Annotated in this window: 11 protein-coding genes; 6 read left to right on the top strand and 5 right to left on the bottom strand. The window is 54.6% G+C overall.

Going from position 1 to position 15,512, the window contains the following annotated elements:
* Nucleotides 1-127 precede the first annotated feature (127 nt).
* Nucleotides 128-853, top strand: coding sequence for a sortase-associated OmpA-like protein PdsO (pdsO, locus tag AT746_RS02145; RefSeq protein WP_062475804.1), 726 nt, complete (start codon nucleotides 128-130; stop codon nucleotides 851-853).
* A 331-nt stretch (nucleotides 854-1,184) separates the two neighbouring features.
* Here pdsO and AT746_RS02140 read toward each other — a convergent pair whose 3' ends face one another.
* From AT746_RS02140 to AT746_RS02125, 4 genes are read right to left on the bottom strand one after another with little or no spacing between them, the layout of a single operon-like run.
* A complete protein-coding gene (locus AT746_RS02140; protein WP_062475801.1) occupies nucleotides 1,185-1,907 on the bottom strand; it encodes a HugZ family protein in 723 nt (240 codons plus the stop codon).
* A gap of 15 nt (nucleotides 1,908-1,922) precedes the next feature.
* Nucleotides 1,923-2,777, bottom strand: coding sequence for a heme ABC transporter ATP-binding protein (locus AT746_RS02135; protein WP_082633123.1), 855 nt, complete (start codon nucleotides 2,775-2,777; stop codon nucleotides 1,923-1,925).
* The gene (locus AT746_RS02130; RefSeq protein ID WP_062475798.1) at nucleotides 2,770-3,801 is read right to left on the bottom strand and encodes a FecCD family ABC transporter permease; all 1,032 of its coding nucleotides are present in this window, start codon (nucleotides 3,799-3,801) and stop codon (nucleotides 2,770-2,772) included. Before AT746_RS02130 ends, AT746_RS02135 begins: the two co-directional genes overlap by 8 nt.
* A complete protein-coding gene (locus tag AT746_RS02125) occupies nucleotides 3,785-4,699 on the bottom strand; it encodes a heme/hemin ABC transporter substrate-binding protein (RefSeq protein WP_231730992.1) in 915 nt (304 codons plus the stop codon). Before AT746_RS02125 ends, AT746_RS02130 begins: the two co-directional genes overlap by 17 nt.
* A 124-nt stretch (nucleotides 4,700-4,823) precedes the next feature.
* On the opposite strand from AT746_RS02125, the gene AT746_RS02120 reads away from it, so the two are divergent.
* The 4 genes from AT746_RS02120 (at nucleotide 4,824) to AT746_RS02105 (ending at nucleotide 11,079) form a co-directional block, all read left to right on the top strand.
* Nucleotides 4,824-6,914: a TonB-dependent hemoglobin/transferrin/lactoferrin family receptor gene (locus tag AT746_RS02120; protein WP_062475796.1), complete on the top strand. Its 2,091-nt coding sequence runs from the start codon at nucleotides 4,824-4,826 to the stop codon at nucleotides 6,912-6,914.
* 206 nt (nucleotides 6,915-7,120) lie between these two features.
* A complete protein-coding gene (locus AT746_RS02115; RefSeq protein ID WP_231730991.1) occupies nucleotides 7,121-8,140 on the top strand; it encodes an ABC transporter ATP-binding protein in 1,020 nt (339 codons plus the stop codon).
* Nucleotides 8,137-8,904, top strand: a complete 768-nt coding sequence (locus tag AT746_RS02110; protein ID WP_062475790.1) for an ABC transporter permease — start codon at nucleotides 8,137-8,139, stop codon at nucleotides 8,902-8,904. Before AT746_RS02115 ends, AT746_RS02110 begins: the two co-directional genes overlap by 4 nt.
* A 546-nt stretch (nucleotides 8,905-9,450) precedes the next feature.
* Nucleotides 9,451-11,079 carry a methyl-accepting chemotaxis protein gene (locus AT746_RS02105; protein ID WP_062475787.1) on the top strand — a complete coding sequence of 543 codons (1,629 nt, stop codon included), beginning with the start codon at nucleotides 9,451-9,453 and terminating at the stop codon, nucleotides 11,077-11,079.
* A gap of 52 nt (nucleotides 11,080-11,131) precedes the next feature.
* Here the strand turns inward: AT746_RS02105 and AT746_RS02100 are convergent, their stop codons facing one another.
* The gene (locus tag AT746_RS02100) at nucleotides 11,132-14,056 is read right to left on the bottom strand and encodes a TonB-dependent receptor (RefSeq protein ID WP_062475784.1); all 2,925 of its coding nucleotides are present in this window, start codon (nucleotides 14,054-14,056) and stop codon (nucleotides 11,132-11,134) included.
* Between the two features lie 207 nt (nucleotides 14,057-14,263).
* Between AT746_RS02100 and AT746_RS02095 the strand changes: the two genes are divergently transcribed.
* Nucleotides 14,264-15,508, top strand: coding sequence for an amino acid deaminase (locus tag AT746_RS02095; RefSeq protein ID WP_082633121.1), 1,245 nt, complete (start codon nucleotides 14,264-14,266; stop codon nucleotides 15,506-15,508).
* Nucleotides 15,509-15,512: the final 4 nt, after the last annotated feature.

The raw sequence follows: 15,512 nt of genomic DNA, 5'->3' as shown, positions 1-15,512 counted from the left end.
AAGCCATATTGTTGCCACAATTGATCTTCAGATTGCCCTTTTTGTTCCCCTTTTGTGCCAATTCAGAGGTGTTTAATAACCACAATCAAAAACACCCAGGCAAAAAATGCAATCCAAGGAGAACACCATGAAAAAACTGATCCTCACCACCACCATCATCGCCGCCCTGTCAGCCCCTGCCGCCATGGCCGGTGAAAAAGAGATTAAAAAGGCCCAGAACATCGGCTTTGGTTCCGGCCTGGTCGTGGGCGCCGTCGCCGGTGGCCCACTCGGTGCCGTAATCGGCGGTATCGGCGGGTTGTTTATCGGCAACTCTGTGGCCGCCGACGAAGAAATGAAACATCTGAATACCGCCCTGAATCAGCATGAAGCAGAGATCAATCAATTGCTGGCTTCCAATCAGACCCTGCTTACGCAACTGCGCAGCGCTCAGGAGCAAAACCGTACCCAACTGGTTTCCATGAATAACGACGAGTTGCTCGACGGCCTGCCGAATTTAAGCCTGAATGTGCAGTTTCGCACCGGTTCGGCAAAACTGGAGTCAATCTATCAGCAACAGCTGGAGGAACTGGCCAAACTGCTTAACAGCAACAAGGCACTGCGGGTGGAGCTGACCGGCCATGCCGATCGCCGCGGCGACGCCGGCTACAACAAACAACTCTCGGCACAGCGGATAGACTCGGTGAAACAACAATTACTGGCGAAAGGCATCTCCGCCGGGCGCATTCAGAGTAAAGCTCTGGGCGCCAGCAAACCACTGGATCCTCAGCCTTCTTTAGACGGCAACGCCTTTGACCGCCGGGTATCTCTGACCCTCACTGCCGAAGGCCCGCAAACCGCGGCCAACAGGTAAAAACACATAACGGGTAGCCCGGCGTCATTCCGGGCTTGCCCCGGAACCTTTATCATTCAGCTGAGGAGTCAAATCCGGGCAACACAACCGACCAAAAAGAGATCCTGACGTGCTTCAGGATGACACTGCTTTTGTAGCCTGGATGTAGCGAAGCGGAATCCGGGTAACCCTGCGGCATTCTCACTTCACTCCATCATTCCGGCCACCGGGCCGGAATCTTTATCAAACTGCAAAGGGGTAAGGTTAAACAACACCGCTGTGCGAAAGAGATCATGACATCCGTGAGGATGACGGGATGGCATTCCACCGCCATTACTCCTCACGCCACCAGCTATGCGGCACGCGCCTTGTTAGTCATAGCAACCAGCGCCTGACGCACTTCCTGACTGGTATGGCAAGGGCTGACAAAAGGGACAAAATAGCATTTTCCATCCAGCTCAAAGTGACAGCCGTCGGGATACACTGTGGCCATCTGCGGCTGCCCCTCCAGGGTGAAATGGTCCCACAATATCAGGCGGCAGGCATCGCTGTGATCGGCGTTCATGTGCGCAACCATATCCGTCTCCTGCTTTGCCGACCATTTCGGCACAAGCCGCCGCCACTCAGACTGAGTGATCCAGAAGATTTTACCAAAACCGCCAATATAGCGGACATCCCTGACATCTAAATGCCAGAACCGGAAATCATGAGCCTTGCGGTAACCCTGTGCTTGCGGAAATAATCTGAAGTAACGGTCAGCATAAGTCTCACTTTGCAATTCGGTCAGCGGATAGGCTTCACCGCACAACGTCAGCCGCCCCTGTTCATTCTGATCGCCCCGTTCAGCCTGCCTGAACAAGGTCAGACTCAGACGCGGATCCTGTTGCAGATTACGGGCATGCTGAGCAATATCGGAGACATAAAACACCATATTACCGCTGTCTGTCATCATTACCGGCGCCACCGAGCCAAAAGGATGGCCCTGCAGTTTTACCGACAAGGTCGAAAATACTGCGGTCTGACACTGTTGCGCCAGCAGTCTGGCCTCATTGGCCGCATCAATACGTTCATTCATTGTTATTCTCCTTGATTAAATTACGTCATTACCTTTTGCATCAGCAGTTGCTATCCGCCTGGCTCCCTGCAGCCTCATCGGTGACGGGCAATCCTGATTACCGGGCTCAGAAAACACCATAGGGACGCCGAGGTTTGGGTGCGCACTGATATGCATGCTTATTTCGTACACCGATTTCAGGGTGCTGGCCTGCAGCACCTGTTGCGGAGAGCCCTGAGCCACTAACCGGCCATGTTTAAGCAACAGAATATGATCGGCGTAGAGTGACGCCAGATTGACATCGTGCATAACCGCTATCACCAGATTACCTTGCGCCGCAAACTCTCTGATCCGTCGCAGGCAATGATGCTGATGGTAAAGGTCCAACGCCGAGGTAGGCTCATCCAACAACAGCATCTTCTGAATTGGCCGGCTGCTGTCCAGTTGCGCCAGACACCGGGCAAGTTGCGCTCTTTGTTGTTCTCCGCCAGACAGGCTCGCCGCTTCCCGGTGGCCATAGTCAACTAAATGAGTGTGTTCCAGCCATTTGTCAGCACACTGATTGGCCCTGGTATCACTCTCCATTTTTGCATAGCGTCCCAACGCCACCAGTTCGCGCACCGACATCAGTGGTGGCGGCGAAAATTGTTGTTCCATCACTGCCCTGGTGCCGGCCAGTTGTGCGGCAGACCATTGGCCTAAACAGCTACCTAGCAGATTAATGCCCCCCCGGTAGGGCAGATCACCGGCTAAGGCCCGCAGCAGGGTCGATTTACCGGCGCCATTTTCACCCAGAATCACCACCATCTGGCCTGCGCTGAGTTCCACGCTGAGATCTTCAATCACCCGGCGCCGGCCACGGTGAATACTGACATTTAATAATTCAAGCATAGAGTTGTCGCTTCTGACGCAGCAGTAAGTATAAAAAGAACGGGGCCCCCACCAGCGCCGTGATAATGCCGATAGGCAACTCTGCCGGTGACACCAGCATCCGCGCCAGCCAGTCGGCAAAGGTCAGCACAGCAGCCCCCAGCAACATGGACATGGGCATCAGGCGTTTGATATCAGCACCAACCAGCAATCGGCTGATATGTGGAATCACCAACCCCACAAAGCCAATGATGCCGGTCAGCGCCACAGCGCCGCCCACACCCAGCGCCACCCAAAGAATAATTTCCCGCTTAAGTCTGCGGACATCCACACCCAGATACCCGGCCTGGCGCTCACCGAGCAACAACGCATTAATGGCCCGGCGGCGGACAAACAGCATCAGGGCACTGAGCCCCATACAGAGGAATCCAAATGGCAACTGCTGCCAACTGGTCCCCGCCAAAGAGCCCATCTGCCAGAATGTCATCAGCCTTAAGGCATCGTCATCGGCGAAATAACTGAGCAGACCGATAATGGCAGAAGCCAGCGCATTGATAGCCACGCCGGCGAGGATCAGAGTCGCCACCGAAGTCTGACCAGCACTGCCCGCCAGTTTGTACACCAGCAAGGTGGTGCCAAGGGCACCCAGAAAAGCACCGCCGCTGACCCACAACGGCCCCTGAAAACCCAGTTGCGGGCCCAGAGAAATCACCATCAGTGCCGCCACTGCAGCCCCGGCAGAAATACCAATCAGGCCGGGATCGGCCAGCGGATTGCGGCACAGGGTCTGGGTAGCTGTACCACATTGCGCCAGTACACAACCTACCACCAACGCCAGTAACAACCTCGGCAGGCGAATCTGTGTTACCACATCAATATGCAGGTCGTTGATGCCACCAAAATCCATCGGCCACCACCAGGCCAGAGCCAGACGCCAGTCACTCATTACCGGTCCGGATGACAAAGCCAGCGCGGCGCAAAGAAGCAGAGCCAGGGCACTGGCCAGCAGTAATGGCCGTTGCCGATGTTCAGCGACCGGCTGCATAAAAATCCTCTTCCGGGCGTTGTTTTTGGCTGACGGTTCCGGCGTTTCGGGATGAATCCAGCTGTGCACTGAAGGCGGCCACCTGTTGAATGGCCTGTGGCAGACGTGTGGTCATACCCAGTGCCAGCAATGAGTCCATCACCAATAACCGGCATTGCTGCGCCGCCTTTAATAAACGTAACGAGGGCTGCGCACAAAACGCCTGCTTGCCGCCGACTGAGGCAACCGTATGGGCTGGTGCAATCAGCATATCCGGCTGTTGTAAGGTCAGGTATTCCATCGAAACCGGTTTAAAACCCTTATGCTCAGCGATATTTTTAAGGCCGTTATAATCAAACAACAGTTGTGGCACGGTATCGCTTCCAGCACTGATTATTCCTCTGGCAGAGGCCTGCAGAACAAATAACACCCGGTGTGGATTACCGGCTTCAAGGCCAGCGAGTTGCTGTTGTAACTGGCTAATCAGAGTTTCAGCTTTAACACTGGCATTCAGTCGTTCAGCCAGTTGCCCAATCAGACTATAAAGCTCCTGCACCGAATCTGGTTTGGCAAAACGCTGCACGTCCACCCCGGCCTGTTCGATCTGTCGCAGGCTTTTATCGCTGCCACCACCTTCCAGCACCCAAAGACTGTGAGGCGCAAAAGACAGCACCCCTTCACTGGAAAGATCCCGGTAATAGCCTACCTGTGGCAATTCCCTGGCCTGGCGGGGCGAGGTGCTGGAGCTGTCGGTCGCTATCAGTGCCTGCTCTGCTCCAAGCGCAAAAACAATATCAGTCAGGGTACCACCTGCGGTAATCAGCCTTGATTCTGCGGCCATAGCAACCGACACCGGACTACCCAACCAGAACCCTGCTGCCAACATCAGGATCCGCGCAGCCGAGGTCACTATTCCCATACGATTACTCCTTTGTAATTAACCCGTGGAAATAAATTACTCATTTCTAGTTGCAAATGCAAACTATTTTCGTTTAGATCTTATTCCCAGAATGATTGACAGACAACAGGAGTATTTTTTGAAAATGGGTAAGTTCCGAATCACCCCGTTAAGTCTGGCCCTTGCCAGCCTGTTCATTGGCACGAGTGTGGCCGAAGAGGTCCCGGGCCTGGCACCAACGCATGACGTCATAGTCGTAACAGGCTCACGCATCGAACAGAAACTCAAAGATGTAGCCGGTTCAGTAGCGGTAATGGAAGGAGCCGATATCGAACGGCAACTGAGTAACAGCCTGGCCGATGTGTTTCGCTATGACCCCAGTATCAGCAGTACCGGCAAAGCTGGTCAGGCGCAGGAGCTCAGCATTCGGGGGATAGGGGGTAATCGCCTGATTTACATAAAAGATGGTCGCCGTCTGAATGACGGCTACGCCGGGGGCGGCGGCCTGTTGGTAGGTCGCGGCTATCTGGACGTAGCACAGATTGAACGCATCGAAGTGGCCAAATCGGCGGCTTCTTCGCTTTATGGTTCCGATGGCCTGGGCGGCATTGTGGTGATCACCACCCCCGACCCAAAAGATTTACTCGGCGGTGCAACCCAACACAGCCGCCTCAGCCTTGGCTACCAGGGTCTGAGTGACGAAACCAACACCAATATCACCCATGCCAGAAGCTGGGGAGACACCCAGGGCATGGCCAGTTTCAGCTATCGAGAAGGGAATGAGACTCAGAATTTTGCCGAAACCCTGCCGGGCTACGATTACGACAACTACAGCCTGCTTAGTAAACTGAACTGGGACATCAGTCACCAGCAACAACTGAAACTCACGCTCGACGGATACCGCCAACAGAACCAACAGGTGATCAGCGCTGGCAGCAACGAAACCGATGATCTGGACAAACAACTGGCGCTGTCACTGGACTATACCAGCCAGCTTGCCAGCCAGTGGTATGACACTATGGCCACCCAGCTGTATATTTCTGATTACCGCCAGAAGAGCCTGCAGGTGCGCGCTGGCGCCGGACAAACCGGCCCCTACACAGACCATAACGATTATCGCTTTGAGCAGCAGATTCTCGGGTTTCGCTGGCAGGGTGACAAAGTCGTTAAAGGACAACGCCTGGATCAGCACTGGGTATTTGGTACTGATATCGACTATTACGACACCCTGCGCCCACGCTATAAAACCCGTGTTAAAACGGACGGTACCCTGAGCCAGGACCGCGAGCCGCAGAAGGCCTTTCCCGGGGCTGAGACCTTGCTCGGCGGAGTTTTTGTACAGAACAATATGGTGCTGACAAGCCTGCCCCTGAAACTGGTGGCCGGACTCAGGCTGGATCATTACCGTATGCAGGCGAATAAAGATCCTTTGTATGACCCCAGCCTGCTGGCGGATATTACCGAAACCGCCCTGTCACCCAAGCTCGGTATGATCTACAGCTACAACGAACAACTTAACCTGTATGCCCAGTACGCTCAGGGCTTTAAGATCCCGCCCCATGATCAGGCCTATCAGAATCACGGTGTAGAGCCCTTCTATGCGATTCTGCCAAACCCGGATCTGGAACCGGAAACCAGCTATGCCAGCGAACTGGGCCTGAAATACCATAACGGCGACATCAGTCTGAATCTTGCCGCTTTCTACGCCGATTTCGATGATTTTATCGATTCTGTGGTGGTGGGCACCTCGCCTACCTTTATCCCCGGTGTGCAGCGGGTAGAATACCAATATCAGAACAAAGACGGTGCCCACATTTACGGCGCCGAGGTAAGCCTCAATGCCTGGCTGAATGACTACTGGGAAATCAGTACCGCCATTGCCTACAGCCAGGGAAAAGACAGCCAAACCTACCTGAGTTCCATCTCACCGCTGTCCGGCACGATGATGCTGCGCTACAACGCCGATAACTATTACATCGGCACACTGCTAAGTGCCGCAGCCAACATGAGCAAAGTGCCGGATAACGATTCAGCGCAAGCAGCCGGATGGGGCAGGCTGGATATACTCGCAGGCCTGGACCTGGGCCAGTGGCGGCTGAATCTGGCGCTGCAGAATCTGCTGGATAAGGAATATATTCCCTACCAGAGTATTGCCGGGCAGCCCGCCGATACCCCGCGGAACCAATACAGCCAGCCGGGCCGCAGCCTCTCAGCCCAGCTAACCTACCAGTTCTGAGTCAGTGCCATTTGTACCTGTTAAAGGCGGGGATGAAGACCCCGTCATTGCTGAAAAAACCTGTTGACCTTAAGTTAACCTGAGGTTTTATCCTCACTGCGATTTTTTAATACTCAGGGCAATTCGCAGAGTGATAACAAGATGTATAACAATCAGGCCTAATGCTGTTATACAGTGTCACTCTCCTTTGCATAAAAGGAGCAAAAATGAACCTTCAATTCCAGCAATCACGTTCAGGGGGTAATCCTGCCCCACCCTGGGCGTCAGGCTATTCAACATCAATAACACAGGGAGGTACCGTGCAGCCTGTTATTTCTGTCAAGGGTTTGAATAAAACCTACGCTTCCGGCCACAAGGCCCTTAGCGACATTAACCTGGATATTCACCCCGGCGAGATATTCGCCCTGCTGGGTCCCAACGGGGCCGGTAAAACCACCCTGATCAGCATCATTTGCGGCATCGTCAATCCCGGCGACGGTGAAATCCAGGCCGACGGCTACAACATCATCAGCCAGTACCGGGAGGCCCGCTCCCGCATTGGGCTGGTACCACAAGAGCTGTTTACCAATGCCTTTGAGAGCGTCTGGGCCACCGTTACCTTCAGCCGCGGCCTGTTCGGCAAGCCAAAGAACCCTGAATATCTGGAGCAGTTACTGCGCACCCTGTCACTGTGGGACAAAAAAGATTCCCGCATTATGGCCTTATCAGGCGGCATGAAACGCCGGGTAATGATCGCCAAAGCCCTTGCCCATGAACCAAAGATCCTGTTTCTGGATGAGCCCACTGCCGGTGTGGATGTGGATTTGCGCCGCGACATGTGGGCCATGGTCAGAAAACTGCGCGAGCAGGGCGTGACCATCATCCTCACCACCCACTATATCGAGGAGGCGGAGGAAATGGCCGACCGCATAGGCGTGATCAGCAAGGGTGAACTGATACTGGTGGAAGACAAAGCCACCCTGATGAATAAACTGGGCAGAAAACAGTTACGGCTGCATCTGCAACAGCCCCTAGACGCCCTGCCAGCGGAATTCAGCGGCTACCCGCTGGAGCTCAGTGACAGCGGTGATGAGCTGATCTACACCTATGACACCCAGGCCGAGCACACCGGCATCGCCGAGCTGCTCAAGCGCCTCAACAGCCATAATATCGACTTCAAAGATCTGCAGTCCTCGCAGAGTTCACTGGAGGATATTTTCGTTAATCTGGTGAGGGAAAACCCATGACACTCAATATTCATGCTATATCCGCTATCTACAAATTTGAGATGGCCCGCACCTGGCGCACCCTGCTGCAAAGCGTGGCCTCGCCGGTCATTTCCACATCGCTCTACTTTGTGGTGTTCGGCTCCGCCATCGGCTCGCGCATGGTAGAAATAGACGGTATCAGTTACGGCGCCTTTATTATTCCGGGGCTGATCATGCTGTCATTGCTGACAGAGAGTATTTCCAATGCCTCATTCGGTATCCATATGCCGAAATTTACCGGCACCATCTATGAAATCCTCTCAGCACCGGTCTCTCCTTTTGAGATTGTGACCGGCTTTGTGGGAGCGGCGGCCACCAAATCCATTATTCTGGGTCTGCTGATCATGGCCACCGCCGGGCTGTTTGTGGATTTTGACATCGCCCACCCGTTCTGGGTGCTCGGATTTCTGGTTCTCACGGCACTGACCTTCAGCCTGTTCGGCTTTATTATCGGGGTCTGGGCCGATGGCTTCGACAAGTTACAGATTATGCCGGCGATGATCATCACCCCGCTGACCTTCCTCGGCGGCAGCTTCTATTCCATCAGCATGTTGCCGCCAATCTGGCAGCAGATCACCCTGTTTAACCCGGTGGTCTACCTGATCAGCGGCTTTCGCTGGGCCTTTTATGATGTGTCTGATGTCAGCATCGGTATCAGTCTGAGTATGACGCTGGTCTTTTTGCTGATCTGCCTGCTAACCATAGGCTGGATCTTTAAAACCGGCTACCGGCTGAAAACCTGAGCCACCCGCTTGTAATACCCCGTCGTTCCCGCGAAGGCGGGAACCCGGTGATCTTCGCTTTACGTGCTTCAGGGCGCTGGATGCCCGATAACGACATTCGGGCATGACCTACTTTCCTCCGTTGTTCCGGCGCCACTCCCCGTCATTCCGGCATGCTGTCAGCCGGAATCTTTATCAAACCGCAGAGGGGGTCAAATTCAACCAACACAGATAGCCTAAAGAGATCCTGACATACGTCAGGATGACACTGCTTTCGTAGCCCGGATGGAGCGAAGCGGACTTGTCCAGCACCTGTGAGTTACCTTAAAAAGGGTGACTCAGGTGGGTAGCAAAAGGCTGCTGGGATCCGGGTAAACCCGCGACATTCTCATGCCCCCGCATTCCGCTTCGCTACATCCAGGCTATCTGGCGGGCTAATCGACAGAAATACCCTATTCCCGACCAAAGTCTCAGCGCAATTCGCATAAAAATGGCTATGCTATTGTTCAGGCTGACTTTCCCGTTATGTTCAGGATTATCCAGCTCCTTAACCTGCGGAGTTCCCCTATGCTGAAAACACTGACTATCCGGCAACGACTATGGAGTATTCTGGCCGTTGCCATACTGGGGCAAATCGTTCTGTGCCTGCTGATACTCAGCGGCCTGAAGGCGACTATTCTGGAGGAAAAACGCCTTACTACCCGTTTTCTGGCTGAATCCGTTGACGGCTTGCTGGACGGTTACCGGGAGAAAGTCCGCAGCGGTGAGCTAAGCTCTGAACAAGCCCGGAGCCAGGCATTGGCCACACTCAAAAAGATGCGCTACAAAGACAACGACTACTATTTTGTGATTGATCAGCAGGCCAATATGCTGATGCATCCGTTTCGCCCGGATCTGGATGGCACCAGTGTCAGTGACTTCACCGATAAACAAGGCAACAGGTTATTTTACGACATGGCTATGGGCGTCAAAGACGACGGCGTGCATACGGTTGAATATAACTGGCCCAAACCCGGCGGTGAAGAACCCGTTCCCAAGGTAACCTTTGTCAGACTCTACCAGCCCTGGGGCTGGGTAGTGGGCACAGGAATCTATGTGGATGATGTCGCCGGTGCATTCCGGACTGCCGCATTAAGCATGGCAGGATTAGCCTTACTCATTGTCGGCGCGCTGACCTGGCTGATCTATATGGTTTCCCGCAGCGTTCTGACTCCCTTGCAGGGGGTGGTCGACGCGATGCAGGATATTGCCCAGGGCGATGGCGATCTGACCGTTAACCTCAGGGTGGAAGGCAAAGATGAACTGGCCAGGCTGTCTGACTATTTCAACCAGTTTGTTGCCAAGATCCGCAATCTGGTCAGGGAAGTGACAGAATCAGCCCAGTCCCTGGCCGACGCCGCCAATCAGCTGAACACCGCCACAGAGGAAATTCGTAAAGAAAGCGAGCAACAGCAACTTGAAACCGAACAGGTCGCCGCTGCGATTACGCAAATGAGCGCCGCCGTATCAGAAGTGGCTGGCAGCGCCGAACAGGCTAATCATTCGGCTCTGGAAGCGGAACAACTGACCGATAAGGGCAATAAGGTGGTCGACCGCTCCCGTGGCAGCATTCAGCATCTGAGCAGAAATGTGCAGGAAAGCGCCGAAGTCGCCAAGGCATTGGCCGGCGCTGTGGTAGAGATCAGCAAGGCGCTTGGGATTATCAACAACATTGCTGATCAGACCAACCTGCTGGCCCTCAATGCAGCCATCGAAGCGGCCCGGGCCGGCGAGCAGGGACGGGGATTTTCTGTTGTAGCAGACGAGGTACGAACCCTGGCCCAGCAAACTCAGAACTCCACCCGCGAGATCGCCACTATTATTGAGAATCTGCAGCAGGACACCGACAAGATGACCGCTTCGGTCAACCAGAGTCTGGAGCAGGCCAACAGCACGGTAAGCTTGTCCGATGAAGTCAAAGACGCTCTGGATCAAATCAATACTGCCATTGGCCAGATCTCAGAGATGAACTCACACATTGCCACCGCCGCCGAACAGCAAAGCACCGTAGCCCTGGACGTGGATAAGAACGTGCAGAATATCAACACCCTGGTGCAACAAACCGCCAGTGGTATAGAGCAATGTGATCAGGCAGCTAAAGCCCTGACAGGGTTGAGCCGCGATCTGTCGAAACTGGTGAATCAGTTCCGGGTGTGAACAAAGAGGGAGAATAGCGGGTTCGTCCCTGAAGCCGCCATCAGAGCGGAGCTTAGAAGTGCCCGCGGACGCCAAAGGTAAAGCGGCGCTCATAAACGTTCTGAGTCACCACATTGTCCTCCCACTGGGCATAAATATCCTCGAACTCCTCGGTGATATTACTGCCCTGCAGGTAAAGGCTGATGTCGTCATTCAGGTCATAACTTGCCGACATATCCACATACAAAGTGTCATCGGCCCAGATCGGCAACACGCCTTCGCCAACATCGATCCCCAGGCTGTCGAGACGATCGCTGCGGTAGTTTGCGGCGATGCGGAACTGAATGCCGTCCCGGTCATACCATAAGATAGCATTGGCTGAACGCTCGGAATTATCCTGAATCGGCAGCTTACCGCCATACACATCCACATTGGCGCTGTCGCTGGGCGCATACGTGAAGTTCATGGTCGTACCAAAACCACTGAAAATACCCGGCAGAAAGTCGAAGGCCTGATGATAGGCCAGCTCAATACCGTCGATAGTGCCGCCTTCGCCATTGATTTCGGTGGTAACCGGTACGTCACGGCGTACGACCCCATCAATATCCGGCAGCCCCATCTGTACGGTGCCCTGTTCGATAAAGGACTCGATGTCCATTTTGAACAGGCCCAGACTGAGCAGGCTGCTGCCGTCAAAGTACCACTCGGCTGAGAGGTTATAGTTGGTGGCACGCCAGGGCTCCAGATAGGGGTTACCGTTCTGACGCCCGTTGATGGCCACCAGCAAATCCGGACTCACGCCCAGTTCTGCCGCCAGTTCGTCACCGGCACGGCTGCGCCCCACGCTGATACCGCCGGCTAACTGGCTCATGTCCAGATTGGTCATGGTCTTGCCGTAAGCTGCACGGATCAGAAAGTCATCGGTAAGGTTAAACGTAATGTTCGCCGCTGGCAGAAAGTCAGAATAGCTGCGGGAAATCAGCTCTTCGCCCACCTTCTCAGTCGCCGTACACAAAGAGCAGGGGCGTTCATCACCCAACTGATTCTGTACGATGTCCAGCTCGGTGCGGATATACTGGCCGCCGACATTGGCCTTGTAGGGCACTGAACCCAGCTGGCCGTCGAAGTTGAAACGCAGATAAGCCGACTGAGTGACCTCTTCCACCCGGAATGAACGGGACGGCAATGACAGACGCTTGTTGCCGGGATAAATGGCGTTCTGGAATGCAAAAGGGTCATCCAGCACTTTGGGGTTGATGGTATAGAAGCTGTCATTGGTGCCGGGGCCAAATCCATCTACCCGTTGCGCCCACCCTTCTGGCAGATCGGTAAAGTAGTTGGTGTTACCCAGCGTCAGATCGCCTCCGGCAACACTGTTTTCACCGTCACCATTGGTATCACCCAGAGAAGCGCCGGAGTCTTTCCACATCACATCCGCACTGATATCACCGGTGGTAAAGGGCGCCACCAGAATATAGGTATCCCTGGTCACATCACGCTTACCGTAACGCAGGCCAAATTGCATATCGCTGATATGCTCACCCAGAAACTCATAGCGTCCGTCGCCTCTGAGCACATCCAGCGTGGCATCTTCGTCAAAGTTGTTCTCCGAATAGGTGGAAACCAGATTGTAACTGCTGATATCCGAGCCGAAGTCCGGTCCGTAATCCAGGGTGATATATTCACCGGTCCGATCAAACTGTACCGGCACCGGATCCGGGCCATAGCCTCTGGGGTTAGCCGGCTCGGCGCCGCTGCCGTCATTGCGCAACAGGCCGTGTTGAGCACCGCTGGTCAGATAAGAGTGGGCCACGTTTTCAGTGTGTGAACGTTCTGCATCACCACGCAGGTAGCGCAGCGAGCCACTGAAGGGGCCATTCCCGGCGTATTTCAGTTCCAGGTTCAGGTTGGTTGACTGGCGATCATTGGTCAGGCTTTCCGAATAGGAGCTGACCCGGCGCGCCCTCAGTTCGGCCTGATTGACGGTAAAGATATCGCCGCCCTGATCATTACCGGTACGGGCAATAAAATCATCGGAATAGGCCCAGATACTGCCGCGGGCATTATCCACCATAATACCCTGCTGGCGATTGGCGTCGTCCATATCGGTGTAAAACAGGTCGGCCACAAATTCCAGATTATCCGACAATGCGGCCTGGAAGCTGGCATTCACACCAAGGCGGTCGCGCTCCACCTCTTTATCCATCATGCCGTGAAAGCGCTGACTCAGCAGACTGTCATTGGTATCGCCATCGCCGTTGATGTCACGGGCGTTACCGAAGCTCTCATCCAGCTCTTCAAATGAAGTCAGAATGGTGCCATAGCGATAGTTTGCCAGATTGTTAGTGTCATAGGAGGCACTGAGTAAAAACCCCATGTCGTCACCGCGATAACCGCCAAAGGCAATCAGCTTATGGTCATTTTCTTTTGACAGGCTGCCGCGGGTCAGCTCTGCAGCGCCGGTGAATGTCGCCCCGGAGTCCAGATCAAAGGGACGCAGCGTCTGCAGATCCAGGGTACCGGAAATACCACCGGCCAACATCGATGCGGTTGGCGACTTATGCACCGAAATGCCGGATACCAGCGGCGCCGGAATATCACTGAAGTCTGGCTGTACACTGGTGATAGAGCCAGCGCTGAGCATCTGCTCGCCATTCAGCAAGGTCGTTACCTGTGGCATTCCCCTGACATTAACCGTAGAGCCTTCGCCGGCGGAGCGCCGGATCTGTACCCCGGGAATACGCTGCAAGGTATCGGCAATGGTCACATCGGGCAACTTACCGATATCTTCTGCCGTAATCGCGTCGGTTATCGAGTCACTGAAACGCTTTTCGTTCAGATTTCGTTTGTGGCTGGCGGCAATACCCCGTACTTCTACCAGTTCAAACTCTTCACTATCCTGTTGCTGGGCCAGGGTTGGCGCAGCCGTGGTAAGCCCCGCCATTATCAGCGCCACACTTGCCGCAAGCCTGTTTCGACTGACTTTCAGGTCTTTCATGGTCTTCTCCTGTTGTGGTTATTTGTTTGTTGACAATCGCCTGATTGCCCATTAATGTTGCAAACAATGTTACTTTTTATCACCACAACCAACATTTACGTGATAATTTTTAACACTGAATCAGCAAGCTTTGCAACGGCTTTCTGTTAATTTTTTATTCACCGGACCACAACAACCCGATGCCAGAGGTTGGCAGGAGAGGAATGCATGCAAAAGGCTGCACAGACTTTATCTGACGCGGTAAAAGGAACCGGCTGTGAACAACAGCTGAAAGAAAGGGGCTGGCACATTCTGAACGAAGATGTCAGCCTGCCTGTTGCCGTTTTGCACCAAAGTGCCCTTGAAAACAACCTCAACTGGATGAACCGCTATGCCAGCGCAAGCGGTGTCAGACTGGCGCCGCACGGCAAAACCACCATGGCCCCCGAGCTGTTCCGGCAGATGCGCGATGCGGGCAGCTGGGCCATCAGCCTGGCCACCGCCCCACAGGTCGCCGCGGCTCATCAGGCCGGTATCAGCCGCATCCTGATGGCCAACCAACTGGTGGGCAGAGCCAATATGCAGCGCATTGCGCGGATGCTTGAGCAGGGCCTGGAGTATTACTGTTTTGTGGATTCCCTTGCCAATGCGCAGGCGCTGAGTCATTACTTCGACAGCCAGGGTCTGACCCTGAACGTAATGCTGGAAGTGGGTGTACCCGGGGGGCGCTGCGGCGTACGCACCGACGAGCAGGCCATGGCGCTCTGCGCCGGAATCAACAGCCTGCCTGGTCTGGCGCTGCGCGGGCTGGCTTTTTATGAGGGTGTGATTGGCGGTGAAGATGCCCCGGCCAGAATCACGGCCTTTACACAGCGTATGCGCGCCCTGGCGCTGACCATTTACCAGCAAAAAGGCTTTGCCCCTGGCACCGTCAGCATCACCGGCGCCGGCTCAGCCTGGTATGATCTGGTGGCAGAAACCTTAGATGGCCCTTCTCTGCCCGCGGCCATGCAGGTGGTGATCCGCCCTGGCTGCTATCTGATTCACGACACCGGCATTTATGAACAGGCCCAGGCCGGCGTGATGAGCCGCAGCGCCCTTGCCTGTGATATCGGCGGAGATCTGATCAGCAGCCTGCAACTCTGTGCCTATGTTCAGTCTGTTCCTGAGCCTGGCATGGCGATTATCGGCCTGGGTAAACGGGATGCCGCCTTTGACGCAGGCCTGCCGACGCCGCAATGGTTCGCCAGGCCGGGGCAGCAAAAGCCCCGGCAGGCTCCGGCCAACTGGCAACTGAGCAAGATCATGGATCAGCACGCCATGCTGACAACTGATGCCGACTGCGAGTTGCAAGTCGGCGATATTATTGGATTTTCTACTTCACATCCCTGTCTGACCATGGATAAATGGAAATATATCGCCGTGGTCGATGACAATTTGTGTGCCCATCGGCTGATTAAAACCGAATTCTGATTAC

It is taken from the genome of Lacimicrobium alkaliphilum, from assembly GCF_001466725.1.
In the GTDB taxonomy this organism is placed as follows: Bacteria; Pseudomonadota; Gammaproteobacteria; order Enterobacterales; family Alteromonadaceae; genus Lacimicrobium; species Lacimicrobium alkaliphilum_B.
Note: the sequence above shows the minus strand (reverse complement) of the source record. Positions and strands in the feature narration are given on the sequence as shown.

What these genes read in the sequence shown, in the direction of transcription:
- pdsO (WP_062475804.1), top strand. Translation starts at nt 128, where the DNA reads ATGAAAAAACTGATCCTCACCACCACCATCATCGCCGCCCTGTCAGCC.
- AT746_RS02140 (WP_062475801.1), bottom strand. Translation starts at nt 1,907, where the DNA reads ATGAATGAACGTATTGATGCGGCCAATGAGGCCAGACTGCTGGCGCAA.
- AT746_RS02135 (WP_082633123.1), bottom strand. Translation starts at nt 2,777, where the DNA reads ATGCTTGAATTATTAAATGTCAGTATTCACCGTGGCCGGCGCCGGGTG.
- AT746_RS02130 (WP_062475798.1), bottom strand. Translation starts at nt 3,801, where the DNA reads ATGCAGCCGGTCGCTGAACATCGGCAACGGCCATTACTGCTGGCCAGT.
- AT746_RS02125 (WP_231730992.1), bottom strand. Translation starts at nt 4,699, where the DNA reads ATGGGAATAGTGACCTCGGCTGCGCGGATCCTGATGTTGGCAGCAGGG.
- AT746_RS02120 (WP_062475796.1), top strand. Translation starts at nt 4,824, where the DNA reads ATGGGTAAGTTCCGAATCACCCCGTTAAGTCTGGCCCTTGCCAGCCTG.
- AT746_RS02115 (WP_231730991.1), top strand. Translation starts at nt 7,121, where the DNA reads ATGAACCTTCAATTCCAGCAATCACGTTCAGGGGGTAATCCTGCCCCA.
- AT746_RS02110 (WP_062475790.1), top strand. Translation starts at nt 8,137, where the DNA reads ATGACACTCAATATTCATGCTATATCCGCTATCTACAAATTTGAGATG.
- AT746_RS02105 (WP_062475787.1), top strand. Translation starts at nt 9,451, where the DNA reads ATGCTGAAAACACTGACTATCCGGCAACGACTATGGAGTATTCTGGCC.
- AT746_RS02100 (WP_062475784.1), bottom strand. Translation starts at nt 14,056, where the DNA reads ATGAAAGACCTGAAAGTCAGTCGAAACAGGCTTGCGGCAAGTGTGGCG.
- AT746_RS02095 (WP_082633121.1), top strand. Translation starts at nt 14,264, where the DNA reads ATGCAAAAGGCTGCACAGACTTTATCTGACGCGGTAAAAGGAACCGGC.